The sequence below is a fragment of the Curvibacter fontanus genome, assembly GCF_054780335.1.
In genome coordinates this window covers 263,673-279,018 of record NZ_BAAGWN010000004.1, presented here as the reverse complement: position 1 = coordinate 279,018, position 15,346 = coordinate 263,673, and the positions used below count along the sequence as shown (strand labels likewise).

Below are 15,346 nucleotides of genomic sequence, written 5' to 3'. Positions count from 1 at the left end.
AGGCGGCTCAAGGGCTACCGACGCATCTTCTCTCGGTTCGAGAAACTCGATGCAATGTTTCTTGGCTTTCTCAGCTTCGTGCTCGTGGCAGATGGCCTTCGTGGTTTGTGTTAACAGGCCCTAGGCGGCAGGCTCTTCTCAGCCCGTCGCGCGCAGGGCCTTGCGCAGTTCCACGCCGAGTTCGGGCTTGTGGGCGAAGGGATCGGTCGGATTGCGGGCTTGCATGATGTCTTCCAGCCGGGTCTGCACCGAAGCGATGGCCTTGGGATGGCTGTAGATGTAGAACTGCCCGCCCGCCATCGCATCAAAGACTTTCTGCGCCACCTCGGCGGCCGTCACCTTGCCCGAACTCACGGCCTTGTCGCTCATGGCCTGGCCGATCAGCTGGCTGCGTGTGGGCTTGGCCACGGCGAGTTCACCCGGGCGATTGCGTTCGCTCTGGTGGATGCCGGTGGGCACGAAATAGGGGCACAGCACCGAGGCGCCCACCTGCTCCGTCACCAGGGCCAGGTCCTGGTAAAGGGTCTCGCTGAGCGAGACCACCGCATGTTTGCTGACGTTGTAGACCCCCATGTTCGGCGGGTTCAGCAGGCCGGCCATGCTGGCGGTGTTCACGATGTGGCCGCGGTAGGACGGATCCTTCTGCGCGGCCTTCAGCATCATGGGGGTGAACAGGCGCACGCCGTGGATCACGCCCCAGAGGTTGACGCCCAGCACCCAGCGCCAGTCCTGCACCGTGTTTTCCCAGACCAGGCCGCCGGCGCCAACGCCGGCGTTGTTGAAGACGAAATGCGGCGCGCCGAAGCGCTCCTGCACGCGCTGCGCCAGATGCTCCATCTGCGCGGCATCCGAAACGTCGAGCTGCTGGGCCAGCACCTCGGCGCCGGCGGCCTTCATCTCTGCCGCGGCACGGTCCAGCGCATCCTGCTGCACATCGGCCAGCACCAGTTTCATGCCCAGCCGCGCGCCGATGCGCGCGCACTCCAGTCCGAAGCCGGAACCGGCGCCGGTCAGCACAGCCGTCTTGCCGGCGAAATCCTTGATCATGTCTCTTCCTTTTTGAGTACGTAGCCGATGCGGGGGAAATGCACGTGGACCGGGCCGGCACGTTCATCGACGCGGCGGATCGTGTAATGCAGGCGGGTGGCCGCGACCAGCTCACCGCTGCTGGGTTCGGGCCCGAAACTGTCGCTGAAGATGCTGACGCGGCTGCCCAGGGGAATGCCGTGCTCGTCCTGGAAGGGATGCTCGGGCAGCAGGGCGCCGCTGTCAGGGGATGCTGCGCAATGCGCGATGGCCGCCGAGGCATCCAGTTCAGTGCGGCTACCGTGCCCGATGGCGGCCATGCGCGCCATCCAGGCCCGGACGGGGGGCGTGGCCTCCAGGATGCCGGCCATCGCAGGGGTCTGGGTCTGCGTGAACCAGAGCGGGTGGTAGGCCGCGAAATCGGCGACGCAGGGCGCGTCGCTCAGCAGGTAGCGCTGCCCGTGCAGCATGTCCGAGAGCCGGCGCAGGTAGCTGCGGTAGGCCGCCGCGGCATCGGGCGCGGGCGCGCGTGGCACGGCCGTGCGCATGCGCGCGCGGTCTTCACCGAAGGTCTTGGCGATCGGGCCCCACTGCTCGGGCGTACCGCCACCGAACACCTGGGCGATGCCCTTGGGCTGGAAGTTGTAGCTCATGGCGGCCCAGAACAGGCGCTCGTCAGCCCACTGGGCCACCACGCGGGCCAGGCCCTTGTGCGTGGCCGGGTACAGGGCGGGTTCGGGCTGCAGTTGCTCCAGCACGTCGCAGATCAGGGCCGTGTCGCAGTAGATGTGCGAGCCGATCTGCAGGAAGGGTGTCTTGCGGTAGCCGCCGGTCAGGGCCATCACGTCCGGCTTGGGCAGGATGCTCGGCACGGTGACAGATTTCCAGGACAAGCCTTTGTGACCGAGGATGAGCCTGATCTTTTCCGAAAAAGGCGAGCTGGCGTAGTGGTGAAGGATCAGGTCGTTCATATCAGGATGTCATTGAGGCAGCGCGCGGGCCAGGATGGCGCTGAAATCCGTGTTCGCTCCCAGGCTGCCGAACGTCTGGCCCCAGTCGCCATTCAGGCGTGAGGCGCAGAAGGCGGCAAACACGGCTGCGGGCGCACTTTGCGCTAGCAACGCAGCTTGCACGGCCAGGGCCACGTCCTGCGCCAGGCGGCGGGCCTCGATCTCGGTGGCCATGGCTTCAACACGCCGGGGCAGGCTGCGCGCGAGACGGTCGAGCGCCGCATGCTGGCCCAGGGCCGGGGCCAGTTCCTGTGCCAGCGCGCTGGCGACATCGCCCTTGTGCAGCGCACGCAAGAGATCCAGCGCCATGATGTTGCCCGCGCCTTCCCAGATCGAGTTGACCGGCATTTCGCGGTAGATGCGCGCCATCACGCCCTCACCGCCCTCTTCCACATAACCGTTGCCCCCCAGGCACTCCATGGCCTCCTGGGCGTAACCTGCACCGCGCTTGCAGATCCAGAACTTGGCCACGGGCGTGAGCAGGCGCGCCATGAGCTGCTCGTGCGCGTCGCCGGGCCGATCGAAGGCACGGGCCAGCCGGATGGACAGGGCGGTCGCGGCCTCGCTCTCCAGCGCCAGGTCTGCCAGCACATTGCGCATGAGGTCCTGCTCGATCAGGGGCTTGCCAAACGCCAAACGCTGGCGCGTGTGGTTCAGGGCCAGCACCAGGGCCTGGCGCATCAGGCCGCTGGTGCCCAGTGCGCAATCGAGCCGGGTCATGGTGCCCATCTCGAGAATCTGCGGCACGCCGCGCCCCTCTTCACCCACCAGCCAGGCCGCGGCCTGCACGAACTCCACCTCGGAGCTGGCATTGGCCTTGTTGCCCAGCTTGTCCTTGAGGCGCTGGATGTAGAGCGCGTTGAGCGTGCCGTCGGGCAGCACGCGCGGCAGGAAGAAGCAACTCAATCCCCCCGGTGCCTGGGCCAGCACGAGGAAGGCGTCGCACATGGGCGCCGAGAAGAACCATTTGTGGCCCGTGATGCGATAACGCGCGCCCCAGGCGTCGCTGCCATCTGCCACCGCCTGTGTCGTGTTCGCGCGCACGTCCGAACCGCCCTGCTTTTCCGTCATGCCCATGCCCATGGTCACACCGGCTTTCTGGCCCAGCGGCTTGAGCAGCGGGTCGTAGGCCCGGCTGGTCAGTTTCGGCCCCCACTCGGCATAGACGGCCGGGTTGCGGCGCAGGGCCGGCGTGGCCGCATAGCTCATGGAAATCGGACAGAGCATGGAGGGCTCGAGCTCGGTGAAGAGCATGAAGCCCGCGGCGCGCTGCACGTGGGGCGATGTTCCTTCACCGGCCCAGGGCGTGCCATGCAGGCCCGCGCCGACCGCGGCAGCCATGAGAGAGTGGTAGCTCGGGTGGAATTCCACCTGGTCGATGCGCCGGCCCTGGCGGTCGTGGCTGTGCAGCTGTGGCGCATGCACATTGGCGAGGCGCGCGTGGGTTTGCATCTCCGCCGTGCCAACGGCCGCGCCCAGGCAACTCAGCGCTGCGGTGTCGAGTTGCGGCGCGTTGAAGCGCAGCGCGTCCTGCAGCGGCCGGTTGGTCTCGTACAGGTTGTAGTCAACCAGCGGCGCGGGCTGGTTGAAGACCTCATGCGTGGCGTGCATCATGTCCCCCTTGTCTTCCGGCGTCGCGAGCGGCTTTCAGGCTAGGGCCTGTTCACACTCATTTCGCAAGTGCGAACATGGTTAAAACCGCGCCAATCTAGGCGCGCGACGACGCCCAGGCTGACCGCCTGGGCGAGGAGTGCAACAACGAGTGGCGTGGTTTTCACCATGTTCCCTTCGGGTTGCGGCCAAAAAAGCCATGCGGGGTGTTGCGCGGACTTGCCGGGGGCCTACCCCGGCGGCGTCCACGCGCCTACCGCATGACTTTTTTGATCCGCAACGCATCTTATGAAATGAGTGTGAACAGGCCCTAGGCGGACGGAGCGCAGAAACCGGAACGTACTTGAACGTACGTGAGGATTTCGAGCACCGACCAACGACGCATGAAGGCTGCGCAGTAGCCGGCTCAGATCAGCTTGACAAGCTGCTTGCCGAAGTTCTTCCCCTTGAGCAGGCCCAGGAAAGCCTCGGGTGCGGCTTCCAGGTTCGGGGCCACGCTCTCGCGCGGACGCAGCTTGCCCGTGCCCACCAGGGTGCCGAGTTCCTTGAGGGCCTCGGGCCACACTTCCATGTGCTCGCTGACGATGAAACCCTGCACCTTGAGCCGGTTGGTCAGGATGAGCTGCGGATAGGTCAAGGGCACGGGCTGGCCGTCGTAGCCGGCGATCATGCCGCAGACGGCGATGCGTCCGTGCGCGTTCATACGCGAGAGCACCGCATCGAGCACCAAACCACCCACGTTCTCGAAATAGCCGTCGATGCCCTTGGGGCAGGCCTGCTTGAGGGCCTTGGACAGCGAGCCCGCGTCCTTGTGCTGCTTGTAGTCGATGCAGGCGTCGAAGCCGAGCTCGTTGACCACGTAGTCGCATTTGTCCTTGCCGCCGGCAATGCCCACCACGCGGCAGCCGCGCGCCTTGGCCAGCGCCCCGTAGGCGCTGCCGACGGCGCCCGAAGCGGCGCTGACCACCATGGTCTCGCCGGCCTTGGGGTTGATGATCTTCACCAGGCCGTACCAGGCCGTCACGCCCGGCATGCCCACGGCGCCCAGGTAGTGGCTCAGCGGCACGTGCGTGGTGTCGACCTTGCGCACGGCGCCAGGCTGGTTGGCGTCGACCACGCTGTACTGCTGCCAGCCCCCCATGCCCACGACCTTGTCGCCGGCAGCGAACTTGGGGTGGCGGCTTTCCACCACCTCACCCACGGTGCCGCCGATCATGACCTCGCCCAGGGGCTGCGGCTGCGCGTAGCTCTTGCTGTCGTTCATGCGGCCGCGCATGTACGGGTCCAGGCTCAGGTAATGGTGGCGTACCAGCACCTGGCCATCCTGCAGGGCGGGCGTGTTGGTGGTGACGAGCTTGAAGTTGCCCGAGGTGGCTTCGCCTTCGGGGCGGTTGTCGAGCAGGATCTGGCGGTTCGTGGGCATGGTTGTCTCTCAGTCAGTGGAAATCACGTTCAGCGCGTTGCTGTCCTTGGGGCCGGTGGGCAGGCGCCGAACGTACTTGAAGGTGCCGGTGGCGTGCGAACAAGGTTTGCCCTCGGCGTCGAAGATCGTGGCCTCGGTGAACGCCAGGGTGGCGGTACGGTGGATGAGCCGGCCCTTGCCGGTGAGCTTGCCGCGCGCGGCCTGCATGAAGCTGGTCTTCATCTCGATGGTCACCACGCCCATGTCGGGCTGCACGCTGCGCGCCGCCGTGGCCATGGTCACGTCCATCAGCGTCATGGTGGCACCGCCGTGCGTGACGGCAAAGGAGTTCAGGTGCTCGGCTTGGGGCTCGTAATGGAGTTCGGACTGGCCGTCCTCGAAGCGCTCCAGGGTGAAACCCAGGTGCTCGACAAAGGGAATGCGCACGCCAAAGGGAATACTCATGTCACCCGCCTTCAGCCGCCGGTCACGCAGCTGACGCCGCCGTCCACCGCCAGCCACTGGCCGGTGATGTGCTTGCCGGCGTCCGAGGCGTAAAGCACGCACAGGCCCTTGAGGTCCTCGTCGTCGCCCAGGCGCTGCAGAGGGGCGTGTTTCTTCAGGTTCTCCTCGCCCCAGGCGGCCAGGGTGCCGGCCGTCATCTTGCTGGGGAAGAAACCCGGGCAGATGGCGTTGACGTTGATGCTGTACTTGCCCCATTCGGCGGCCAGTGCGCGCGTGAAATTGATGACGGCGCCCTTGGAGGTGTTGTAGGCGATCGTGGTCATCTCGGGCGGGTTGCCACCCAGGCCGGCGATGGAGGCCACGTTGATGATGCGGCCCGTCTTGCGCGGGATCATGCTCTTCTTGCCGATCACCTGGCTCAGGATGAAATAACCGCGGATGTTGAGGTTCATCACCTTGTCCCAGGCGGGAAGGGGGTGGTCTTCGGCGGGCGCGCCCCAGGCGGCGCCGGCGTTGTTGACCAGGATGTCCACCTCGCCCATGCGCTGCATGGTTTCATCGGCCAGGCGGTGGATGTCCTCTTCGCGGGCGCAGTCGGCGGCGATCCAGCGCGCATCGATGCCGGCGGCCTGCAGGTCGGCCACGGCCACCTCGAGTTCGTCGGCCTTGCGGGCGCTGAGCATCACGCGCGCGCCGGCCTCGCCCAGCGCCTGGGCCAGTTGCAGGCCCAGGCCGCGCGAGCCGCCGGTGATCAGGGCGGTCTTGCCCTTCAGGTCGAAAAGTTGCTGGATGCTGCGTGTCATGGTGGTCTGCCTTTGTTCTTAGGGCCTGTTCCCTACGGGTTGCGGCCAAAAAAGCCATGCGGGGTGTTGCGCGGACTGTGGCCGGGGGTTACCCCGGCGGCGCCCACGCGCCTACCGCATGACTTTTTTGATCCGCAACGCATCTTGAGAAATGAGTGTGAACAGGCCCTGGTTATTTCATGCGGGAGCGGACCCAGATCAGCAGGGCCCCGGCGCCCGCGACGATGGTGCCGCAGATCTGGAAGATGTCGGCCAGCAGCCTGTCATAACGCTGCAGGAACATGCCCAGCACCAGCGTCAGCAGCCCGCCGTAGACCAGGATCCAGACCAGCCGCTCGACGCGAAGTTTGTTGATTTCAGTTGCCATCAGAACGCCTCCTCAGGAAATTCCGCACACGTCATGTCACGGGATTCCACCACCTTAAGCCAGGCGCCGATTTTCGGCAATTCATATCGGAAGAAATATTGCGCTGACAAGAGGCGGCCGCGCTTGCCCGCGTCCAGGTCGCCGGTCTGAGCGGCCAGCGCCACCTCCAGCCAGATCCAGGCCAGCACCGTGTGGCCAAAAGCCTGCAGATAGGGCACGGCATTGGCCAGGGCCTCGCCAGGCTGGCCCGTGGACCAGGCGGCTTTCGTGGCTGCACCGACCTGCTGCAGGGCCTGGGCCAGCTGGGCGGCATAGGGGGCCAGTTCGGCCTGCTTCTGGGCGCGGGCGATGGTAGCCGTCATGCGGCCGGCCAGCAACTGCAGGCCCCGGCCCTCCTCCATCAACACCTTGCGGCCCAGCAGGTCCAGGGCCTGGATGCCGTGCGTGCCCTCGTGGATCATGTTGAGGCGGTTGTCACGCCAGTATTGTTCGACCGGGAAATCGCGCGTATAGCCGTAACCACCGTGGATCTGGATGGCCAGGGAATTGGCCTCCAGGCACCACTCGCTGGGCCAGCTCTTGGCAATCGGGGTCAGCACCTCCAGCAGCAGGCGGGCTTCGTCGGCAGCAGCAGGCATGCCCGTGTGCTGCTCGTCGACCAGGCGGGCGCAATAGAGCTGCAGGGCCAGCGATCCTTCGCACCAGGATTTCTGGGCCAGCAGCATGCGCTTGATGTCGGCGTGTTCGATGATGCGGATCTGCGGCTGGGCCGCGTCCTTTCCCGCTGGTCCCATGGGCCGGCCCTGCGGGCGGTTCTTCGCGTACTCCAGGCTGGCCTGGTAGCCGGCCATGCCCAGCATGGTGGCGGCCATGCCGATGCCGATGCGCGCCTCGTTCATCATGTGGAACATGCAGCGCAGGCCCTGGCCGGGCTGGCCCACGAGGTAGCCGATCGCCCCGGCTTCAGCCTGTCCTGAGCCTGTCGAAGGGCCGCGCACGGGGTATTTGCCCTCACCGAAGTTCAGCAGCGTGTTGGTCGTGCCACGCCAGCCGCATTTGTGGTTCAGGCCCGCCAGGGCCACGTCGTTGCGTTCGCCGGTCAGCTGCCCCTGCGTGTCCACGAGTTTCTTGGGCACGATGAAAAGCGAGATGCCGCGGGTGCCCGGCACGGGCTTGCCGTCGGGGCCGGGAATCTTGGCCAGCACGAGGTGGATGATGTTCTCGGTCAGCTCGTGTTCGCCGGCCGAGATCCACATCTTGTTGCCCTTGAGGCGGTAGCGCGGCCCCAGGGGATCGTTCTGGAAATCGGCGCCATCCGGCACGGCGCGGCTGGCGATGTCGCTCAAGGACGAGCCGGCCTGAGGCTCGCTCAGGCACATGGTGCCCGAGAAGCGGCCCGCGAACTCGTTCTTCGCGAAGACCGCTTTCTGCAGGTCCGTACCGTGCGCCATCAGCAGGTTGGCGTTGCCCGAGGTGAGCATGCCCGAGCCGATGCTGATCGAAGCCATGGCGAAGAAGGAATTGGCCGCGGCCTCCACGGTATAGGGCAACTGCATGCCGCCCACCTCGTAGTCCTGCGCCGCGCTGAGCATGCCGGACTCGGCGTAAGCCTTCTGCGCCTCGTGCGTGGCCCGGGGCAGGATGACCTTCTCGCCGTCGAAACGCGGTTCCTCGGTGTCCACCGTGCGGTTGAAGGGGGCGTATTTCTCGCGCGCGATGCGCTCGCAGGTGTCGAGCACCGCATCGAAAGTCTCGCGGCTGTGGTCGGCGAAACGCGCACGCTGAGTCAGTTGCTCGACATGCAACCAGTCGTGGAGCAGGAAGTCGATCGTGGAGCGCGGAGATGGCATGGCAATGACAAAATGACCTCGCTACGCATCGATGACAAAATGATCGCGAGGTTTCAGGTCATTCCGTCATACCCGCCACAGGCGGCGTCATTTCGTCATCAAAGCACCTCAAAGACCCCGGCAGCACCCATGCCGCCGCCGATACACATCGTCACGACAACACGTTTGGCGCCACGGCGCTTGCCTTCGATGAGCGCGTGGCCGGTCAGGCGCTGGCCGCTGACGCCATAGGGGTGGCCGACCGCAATGGCGCCGCCGTTGACGTTGAGACGATCGGCCGGGATGCCCAGCTTGTCGCGGCAGTAGAGCACCTGCACGGCGAAGGCTTCGTTGAGTTCCCAGAGGTCGATGTCCGACACCTTCAGGCCCAGGCGCTTCAACACCTTGGGCACGGCAAACACGGGGCCGATGCCCATCTCGTCGGGTTCGCAACCGGCCACGGCAAACCCGAGGAAACGACCGAGAGGCTTGAAGCCGCGTTTGCTGGCGAGTTCTTCGCTCATGAGCACGCAGGCACCGGCGCCGTCGGAAAACTGGCTGGCGTTGCCGGCCGAGATCACGCCGCCGGGCATGGCCGGCTTGATGCCGCTGATGCCTTCCTTCGTCGTGCCTTCGCGCAGGCCTTCGTCCGCGCTCACCGTGACTTTCCTGGTGATCAGGCCCAGGGTCTTGTCGGCCACACCGGCCGTCACCGTGATCGGGGCGATCTCGGCGCTGAACAGGCCGGCGGCCTGGGCCGCGCAGGCCTTCTGCTGGCTGGCAGCACCGTACTCGTCCATCACGTCGCGGCCGATGTCGTAACGCTTGGCCACCTGCTCGGCGGTCTGCAACATGTTCCAGTAGATCTCGGGCTTGGCCTTGAGCAGGGCCGGGTCCGTGATCATGTGGCGATTGGCCTCGTTCTGCACGCAGGAGATGCTCTCCACGCCGCCGGCCACGTAGACATCGCCCTCGCCGGCAATGATGCGTTGCGCGGCCATGGCGATGGTCTGCAGGCCCGAGGAGCAGAAACGGTTGATGGTCACACCCGAGACGGTGACCGGGCAGCCCGCGGCCAGGGCGATCTGGCGCGCGATGTTGGAGCCCGTAGCGCCCTCGGGCGTAGCGCAGCCCATGAGCACGTCGTCCACTTCGCCGGCGTCGATGCCGGCGCGCTGGATGGCGTGCTGCACGGCGTGGCCACCGAGGGTGGCGCCGTGGGTCATGTTGAAAGCGCCCTTCCAGCTCTTGGCCAGGGGGGTGCGGGCGGTGGAAACGATAACTGCTTTGCTCATGATCTTCTCCTTTCAGGATGACAGAATGACCTCGCGCCTGACGGCGCATCGATGACGCAGGCTACGCCCGCATGAATCAAGTCATGGCGCCGCAGGCGCCGTCATTGAAGCTGCGTAGCGGCGCCGTCATTTCGTCATCAACCATTGAATGACTTTCCTTCCGCCACCAGCTTGGCCAGCAATGGCGCCGGCTGCCAGAATTGGGCGTCGTCCAGCGGGTTCCGGGCAAAACGCTGCATGCTCTGGGCCACGTTGAACAGGCCGACCGTGTCGGCGTACTGCATGGGGCCACCCCGATGGATGGGGAAGCCGTAGCCGGTCAGGTAGACCATGTCGATGTCGCTGGCGCGCGAGGCGATGCCCTCTTCCAGGATGTGCGCGCCCTCGTTGACCAGGGCGTAGACCAGGCGCTGCACGATTTCTTCGTCGGAAATCTTGCGCGGGGTGATGCCCATAGTCTTGCGGTGTTTCTCGATCATGTCCACCACCAGCGGGCTGGGGATGGCGTCGCGCTTGCCCGGCTTGTAGTCGTACCAGCCGGCGCCGGTCTTCTGGCCATAACGGCCCAGTTCGCACAGCAGATCGGCCGTCTTGCTGTACTTCATGCCCGGCTTCTCCACATAACGGCGCTTGCGAATGGCCCAGCCGATGTCGTTGCCGGCCAGATCGCCCATGCGGAAGGGGCCCATGGCAAAGCCGAATTTCTCGACCGCCTTGTCGACCTGCTCGGGCGTGGCGCCCTCCTCGATCAGGAAGCCGGCCTGGCGACTGTACTGCTCGATCATGCGGTTGCCGATGAAACCGTCGCAGACACCCGAGACCACGGCGGTCTTCTTGATGGTCTTGGCGACGGCCATCACGGTGGCCAGCACGTCCTTCCCGGTCTTGGCGCCGCGGATCACTTCCAGCAGCTTCATGACGTTGGCCGGGCTGAAGAAATGCAGGCCCACCACGTCCTGCGGACGCTGGGTAAAAGAAGCGATCTTGTTGACGTCCAGCGTGGAGGTGTTGGAGGCCAGGATGGCACCGGGTTTCATGACTTCGTCGAGTTTCTTGAACACGGTTTCCTTGACGCCCATCTCCTCGAACACGGCCTCGATCACGAGGTCGGCGTCCTTCAGGTCCTCGTAGTTCAGCGTGGTCGACAGCAGGGCCATGCGCTGCTCGTATTTGTCTGCCTTCAGCTTGCCCTTGGTGACCTGGGCTTCGTAGTTCTTGCGGATGGTGGCCAGGCCGCGGTCCAGCGCCTCCTGCTTCATCTCCAGCATCTTCACGGGGATGCCGGCGTTCAGGAAGTTCATGGTGATGCCGCCGCCCATGGTGCCGGCGCCGATCACGGCCACGGCCTTGATCTCGCGCTTCGGCGTGTCTTCCGGCACGTCGGGGATCTTGGAGGCGGCGCGTTCGGCCGTGAAGATGTGGCGCAGCGCGCGGCACTCGGGCGTCCACATCAGGTTGATGAAGATCTCGCGCTCGAAGAGCAGGCCGTCGTCGAACTTCTTCCTGGTGGCGGCCTCCACGGCGTCCACGCACTTGAGCGGGGCCGGAAAATTCTTGCTCATGCCGCCCACCATATTGCGGGCGAACTGGAAGTAGGCATCGCCCTGCGGATGCTTGGCCGGCAGGTTGCGCACCAGGGGCAAGGGGCCACCCGTTTTCGCCAGTTCTTCGGCCTTTTCCTGCGCCAGGGCGATGGCCTCGTCCAGCAGGGTCTCGTTGGACTGGGCCAGCTTGTCGAACAGCTTCTGGCCGGGCACCTGGGCCAGCATCTCGCTGGGCACGGGCTCGCCGCTGACGATCATGTTCAGCGCGGGTTCCACACCCAGGGCGCGCGGCAGGCGTTGCGTGCCGCCGGCGCCGGGGATGAGCCCGAGCTTGACTTCGGGCAGGGCCACCTTGCAGCCTGGCGCGGCAATGCGGTAATGGCAGCCCAGGGGCAGTTCCAGGCCACCGCCCATGGCGATGGTGTGCATGGCGGCCACCACGGGCTTGGCCGAGTTCTCCACGGCCAGGATGACGCTCAGCAGATTGGGTTCCTGCAGGGCCTTGGGTGTGCCGAATTCCTTGATGTCGGCGCCGCCCGAGAAGGCCTTGCCCGCACCCGTGATGACGATGGCCCCGACCTTGCCGTCGGCGTTGGCCCGGGCCAGCGCTTCGGTGATGCCCTTGCGGGTTTCATAGCCCAGGCCGTTGACGGGCGGGTTGTTCAGCGTGATCACGGCGACGTCGCCATGCACCTTGTATTCAGCGCTCATGCTTGCGTTCCTCGGGTGGTTCGGAAAATAGAACGATCGTTCGATTTTTGATTGTAGAAGGTTTATGTTGCGATGCAACGAGGGCTTGTCACGGCTGGGACAAGCCCTCCACTGTGCCGGCGCACAGCGCTCCAAACTTGTGAAGAAATCGTAGCGAGCGGCCCGAGCGCAAGGCGGACGGAGCGCAGGAACCGGAACGTACTTCCTGTACGTGAGGATTCCGACAACGCAGTTGCGGCGCAGGCTAACTTTTGCACAGCAAAAGTTAAGCGCAGCGGCCGGAGCCAACACAGCCCAACGCGGAGACGGGCAAGCGCAGTAGATTTATTCACAAGTTTTCAGACCTCGAGCCACTCCTTGCGGGTATAGCTGTCGTTGCGCAGCGCCTCGGGGGTGCCCTCGAAGACGATGCTGCCGTGCCCCATGACCAGGGCGCGGTCGGAGATGGCCATGGCGATGGTCAGCTTCTGCTCGATCAGCAGCACCGAGATGCCGCGGTCCTTGAGTGTCTTCAGGTACTGGCCCACCAGTTCCACGATCTTGGGCGCCAGACCTTCGGTCGGCTCGTCGATGATGATCAGGTCCGGGTCGCCCATGAGGGTGCGGCACAGGGTCAGCATCTGCTGCTCACCGCCTGACAGCACACCGGCTTCGGTGTGCTGGCGTTCCTTGAGGCGCGGGAACATGGCGTACATGTCGTCGAAGTTCCAGCGGCTGGTGCGGCCCTTGCCCTTCTCGCCCAGCATCAGGTTCTGGTGCACGGTCAGGTCGGGGAAGATGTCGCGGTTCTCGGGCACATAACCCACGCCCAGGTGGGCGATCTCGAAGGCCTTCCTGCCCTGGATCTCCTGGCCCTTCCATTTGACGCTGCCGGCACAATCGACCAGGCCCATGACGGCCTTGGCCGTGGTCGAGCGGCCCGAACCGTTGCGCCCCAGCAGGGCGACGATCTCGCCGGGCTGCACCTCGAAATGCACGCCATGCAGCACATGGCTCTTGCCATAAAAGGCGTGCAGGCTCTCAACTTTCAACAAAGCAGACATGTCAATGGCACCAAGCTTGAATATCGGGAATCCTGCAACGCGCGCAGTGATCCGTGCGGGAAACACCGTGGCACCGGCTTCGCCGGGCCACTGGTGTTGCCCCCTTGAGGGTGGGAGGCCTGGCCACACGCAGTGGGCCAGCCACGGGGGTGTAACTCATCCGTGCCCCCCCACCTGCGAATCGGCCACGGTCGAGCCGAGGTAGGCTTCCTGCACGCGCGCGTTGGCGCGCACGGCCTCCGGCGTGTCGAAGGCCAGCAGCTCGCCGTAGACCACCACCGCGATCTTGTCGGCCAGTCCGAAAACCACGCCCATGTCGTGCTCCACGGTCAACAGGGTCTTGCCTTCGGTGACTTCGCGGATCAGCTTGATGAAACGCGTGGTCTCGCTCTTGCTCATGCCGGCCGTGGGTTCGTCCAGCAGAATCACGCTGGCGCCGCCGGCGATGGTGACGCCGATCTCCAGCGCCCGCTGCTCGGCATAGGTCAGGTTCACGGCCAGGATGTCGCGCTTCTTGTCCAGGCGGATCATCTCCAGCAGCTCCTCGGTGCGGTCGTTGACATCGTCCAGATCGGCCAAGAACTTGAAGAAGGTGTAGCGGTAGCCCATGCTCCAGAGCACGGCGCAACGCAGGTTCTCGAACACGCTGAGCTTGGGGAAGATGTTGGTGATCTGGAAGCTGCGCGCCAGGCCCATGCGGTTGATCTCGTAGGGCTTCATGCCGTCGATGCGCTTGCCGTGCAGCAGCACCTCGCCGCTGCTGGGGCCGAAACGCCCGCTGATCAGGTTGAACAGCGTGGACTTGCCGGCGCCATTGGGGCCGATCACGGCCACGCGTTCACCGGCTTGTACCGCCAGATCGACACCGCGGATGATCTCGGCCCTGCCAAAACTCTTGCGCAAATCCTTGAGCTCCAGTGCGGGCTGCTTCATAGGATCCGCCCCGCTCATAGCGCTTCCCTCCGCTTGATTTCCTTCTCGATGTCTTCCTGGATCTCACCCCATTCGTGCACGTAATGGCGGCGGCACAACTCGAACAGGCCCAGGCCCGTCAGCAGCACGAAGGCGCCGCCGAACCAGTGGTCCGGGCTGTGCGCGTTGAGCGGGATGCCGATGAAACTCAACTCGGGTCCCATCGAGAGGTTGAGCTGAAGGTGATAGATCATCTCGATCAGCACCGCTGCGCCCAGCAAGAGCACCAGGGCCGAGATGGCGAGGCCCAGGTAGCTGACCCAGAGCTTGCGCAGGAAGCCGAAACTGGCCACACGCAGGTTCATCATGATCAGGCTGGCGATGCCACCCGGGGCGTACATCACCATGAACACGAAGATCAGGCCCAGGTACAGCAGCCAGGCCTTGGTGATCTCCGAGAGCAGCACCGAGGCCAGCACCATCAGCACACCCCCGATGATGGGACCGAAGAAGAAGGTGGCGCCACCCAGGAAGGTGAACAGCAGGTAGGCGCCCGAGCGGACCCCGCTCACCACCTCGGCCGTGACGATCTCGAACAGGATGACACCCAGGCCGCCCGCGATGCCGGCGAAGAAACCCGAGATGATGAAGGCCAGGTAGCGCACCCGCTGCGTGCTGTAGCCGATGAACTCCACCCGCTCCGGGTTGTCACGCACGGCGTTGAGGATGCGCCCCAGCGGCGTGCGCGTGAAGGCGAACATGAGCGCCACGCAGACAAAGGTGTAGACCGCGATCAGGTAGTAGACCTGGGTCCCCGGCCCGTAGCTGATGCCGAAGAAGGGCTGGCCCACGACCCGGTTGCCCGAGACGCCCGCCTCGCCGCCGAAGAATTCGGAGAACATCAGCGACATGGCGAACACCAGTTCGGCCAAGCCCAGCGTGATCATCGCAAAAGGTGTGCCGGACTTGCGCGTGGTCACGTAGCCGAAGAGCACGGCAAAACCCATGCCGGCCAAACCGCCGATGATGGGCAGCAGGCTCACGGGGATGGGCAAAGTCCCCTTGCTCACCATGTTCAGCGCATGGATGGCCATGTAGGAGCCGAGGCCCGAGTAGACCGCGTGACCGAAGCTCAGCATGCCGCCCTGCCCCAGCAGCATGTTGTAGGACAGGCAGGCGATGATGGCGATGCCCATCTGCGAGAGCATGGTCACCGACAGGCTGCTGGTGAACAGCTTGGGCACGAAGAACAGCAGCAGGGCAAAGAAGCCCCAGATGATCCAGCGGCCGACGTTGTAAGGCTTGAATTCGTAATATTGCTTGGCCAT

General features: G+C 65.1%; 13 protein-coding genes and 1 pseudogene. 1 reads left to right on the top strand and 13 read right to left on the bottom strand.

Annotation, left to right across the window (positions count from 1 at the left end; genetic code table 11):
- Nucleotides 1–114 (top strand): annotated as a pseudogene (locus tag ACYVH8_RS02940) (IS5-like element ISCARN85 family transposase); the annotation flags it as partial.
- 24 nt (nt 115–138) lie between these two features.
- Here ACYVH8_RS02940 and ACYVH8_RS02935 read toward each other — a convergent pair.
- The 13 genes from ACYVH8_RS02935 to ACYVH8_RS02875 form a co-directional block, all read right to left on the bottom strand.
- The gene (locus ACYVH8_RS02935; RefSeq protein WP_460487377.1) at nt 139–1,047 is read right to left on the bottom strand and encodes an SDR family oxidoreductase; all 909 of its coding nucleotides are present in this window, start codon (nt 1,045–1,047) and stop codon (nt 139–141) included.
- Complete coding sequence (locus ACYVH8_RS02930) at nt 1,044–1,997, bottom strand: glutathione S-transferase family protein (protein ID WP_460487376.1); 954 nt, start codon at nt 1,995–1,997, stop codon at nt 1,044–1,046. The genes ACYVH8_RS02935 and ACYVH8_RS02930 overlap by 4 nt, the downstream gene beginning before the upstream one ends.
- 9 nt (nt 1,998–2,006) lie before the next feature.
- Complete coding sequence (locus tag ACYVH8_RS02925; RefSeq protein ID WP_460487385.1) at nt 2,007–3,647, bottom strand: isovaleryl-CoA dehydrogenase; 1,641 nt, start codon at nt 3,645–3,647, stop codon at nt 2,007–2,009.
- Nucleotides 3,648–4,053: 406 nt separating this feature from the next.
- Nucleotides 4,054–5,070, bottom strand: coding sequence for an NADP-dependent oxidoreductase (locus ACYVH8_RS02920; protein WP_460487375.1), 1,017 nt, complete (start codon nt 5,068–5,070; stop codon nt 4,054–4,056).
- Between the two features lie 9 nt (nt 5,071–5,079).
- Complete coding sequence (locus ACYVH8_RS02915) at nt 5,080–5,514, bottom strand: PaaI family thioesterase (protein ID WP_460487374.1); 435 nt, start codon at nt 5,512–5,514, stop codon at nt 5,080–5,082.
- A gap of 11 nt (nt 5,515–5,525) precedes the next feature.
- Nucleotides 5,526–6,317, bottom strand: coding sequence for an SDR family oxidoreductase (locus tag ACYVH8_RS02910; RefSeq protein WP_460487373.1), 792 nt, complete (start codon nt 6,315–6,317; stop codon nt 5,526–5,528).
- 172 nt (nt 6,318–6,489) lie between these two features.
- A complete protein-coding gene (locus ACYVH8_RS02905) occupies nt 6,490–6,684 on the bottom strand; it encodes a hypothetical protein (RefSeq protein WP_460487372.1) in 195 nt (64 codons plus the stop codon).
- Nucleotides 6,684–8,534, bottom strand: a complete 1,851-nt coding sequence (locus ACYVH8_RS02900; RefSeq protein ID WP_460487371.1) for an acyl-CoA dehydrogenase — start codon at nt 8,532–8,534, stop codon at nt 6,684–6,686. The genes ACYVH8_RS02905 and ACYVH8_RS02900 overlap by 1 nt, the downstream gene beginning before the upstream one ends.
- Before the next feature lie 98 nt (nt 8,535–8,632).
- Nucleotides 8,633–9,808 carry an acetyl-CoA C-acyltransferase gene (locus ACYVH8_RS02895; RefSeq protein ID WP_460487370.1) on the bottom strand — a complete coding sequence of 392 codons (1,176 nt, stop codon included), beginning with the start codon at nt 9,806–9,808 and terminating at the stop codon, nt 8,633–8,635.
- A 137-nt stretch (nt 9,809–9,945) separates the two neighbouring features.
- On the bottom strand, nt 9,946–12,063 hold the full coding sequence (locus ACYVH8_RS02890) for a 3-hydroxyacyl-CoA dehydrogenase NAD-binding domain-containing protein (RefSeq protein ID WP_460487369.1): 2,118 nt from the start codon (nt 12,061–12,063) through the stop codon (nt 9,946–9,948).
- A gap of 338 nt (nt 12,064–12,401) precedes the next feature.
- Complete coding sequence (locus ACYVH8_RS02885) at nt 12,402–13,097, bottom strand: ABC transporter ATP-binding protein (protein ID WP_460487384.1); 696 nt, start codon at nt 13,095–13,097, stop codon at nt 12,402–12,404.
- A 165-nt stretch (nt 13,098–13,262) separates the two neighbouring features.
- Nucleotides 13,263–14,039 (bottom strand): ABC transporter ATP-binding protein, encoded by a 777-nt coding sequence (locus ACYVH8_RS02880; protein WP_460487368.1) that lies wholly within the window; start codon nt 14,037–14,039, stop codon nt 13,263–13,265.
- Nucleotides 14,040–14,053: 14 nt separating this feature from the next.
- Nucleotides 14,054–15,346 carry a branched-chain amino acid ABC transporter permease gene (locus tag ACYVH8_RS02875; RefSeq protein ID WP_460487367.1) on the bottom strand — a complete coding sequence of 431 codons (1,293 nt, stop codon included), beginning with the start codon at nt 15,344–15,346 and terminating at the stop codon, nt 14,054–14,056.

Excerpts from the sequence above, each read along its gene's own strand:
- ACYVH8_RS02935 (WP_460487377.1), bottom strand. The coding sequence starts at position 1,047 with ATGATCAAGGATTTCGCCGGCAAGACGGCTGTGCTGACCGGCGCCGGT.
- ACYVH8_RS02930 (WP_460487376.1), bottom strand. The coding sequence starts at position 1,997 with ATGAACGACCTGATCCTTCACCACTACGCCAGCTCGCCTTTTTCGGAA.
- ACYVH8_RS02925 (WP_460487385.1), bottom strand. The coding sequence starts at position 3,647 with ATGCACGCCACGCATGAGGTCTTCAACCAGCCCGCGCCGCTGGTTGAC.
- ACYVH8_RS02920 (WP_460487375.1), bottom strand. The coding sequence starts at position 5,070 with ATGCCCACGAACCGCCAGATCCTGCTCGACAACCGCCCCGAAGGCGAA.
- ACYVH8_RS02915 (WP_460487374.1), bottom strand. The coding sequence starts at position 5,514 with ATGAGTATTCCCTTTGGCGTGCGCATTCCCTTTGTCGAGCACCTGGGT.
- ACYVH8_RS02910 (WP_460487373.1), bottom strand. The coding sequence starts at position 6,317 with ATGACACGCAGCATCCAGCAACTTTTCGACCTGAAGGGCAAGACCGCC.
- ACYVH8_RS02905 (WP_460487372.1), bottom strand. The coding sequence starts at position 6,684 with ATGGCAACTGAAATCAACAAACTTCGCGTCGAGCGGCTGGTCTGGATC.
- ACYVH8_RS02900 (WP_460487371.1), bottom strand. The coding sequence starts at position 8,534 with ATGCCATCTCCGCGCTCCACGATCGACTTCCTGCTCCACGACTGGTTG.
- ACYVH8_RS02895 (WP_460487370.1), bottom strand. The coding sequence starts at position 9,808 with ATGAGCAAAGCAGTTATCGTTTCCACCGCCCGCACCCCCCTGGCCAAG.
- ACYVH8_RS02890 (WP_460487369.1), bottom strand. The coding sequence starts at position 12,063 with ATGAGCGCTGAATACAAGGTGCATGGCGACGTCGCCGTGATCACGCTG.
- ACYVH8_RS02880 (WP_460487368.1), bottom strand. The coding sequence starts at position 14,039 with ATGAAGCAGCCCGCACTGGAGCTCAAGGATTTGCGCAAGAGTTTTGGC.
- ACYVH8_RS02875 (WP_460487367.1), bottom strand. The coding sequence starts at position 15,346 with ATGGCCAAGCAATATTACGAATTCAAGCCTTACAACGTCGGCCGCTGG.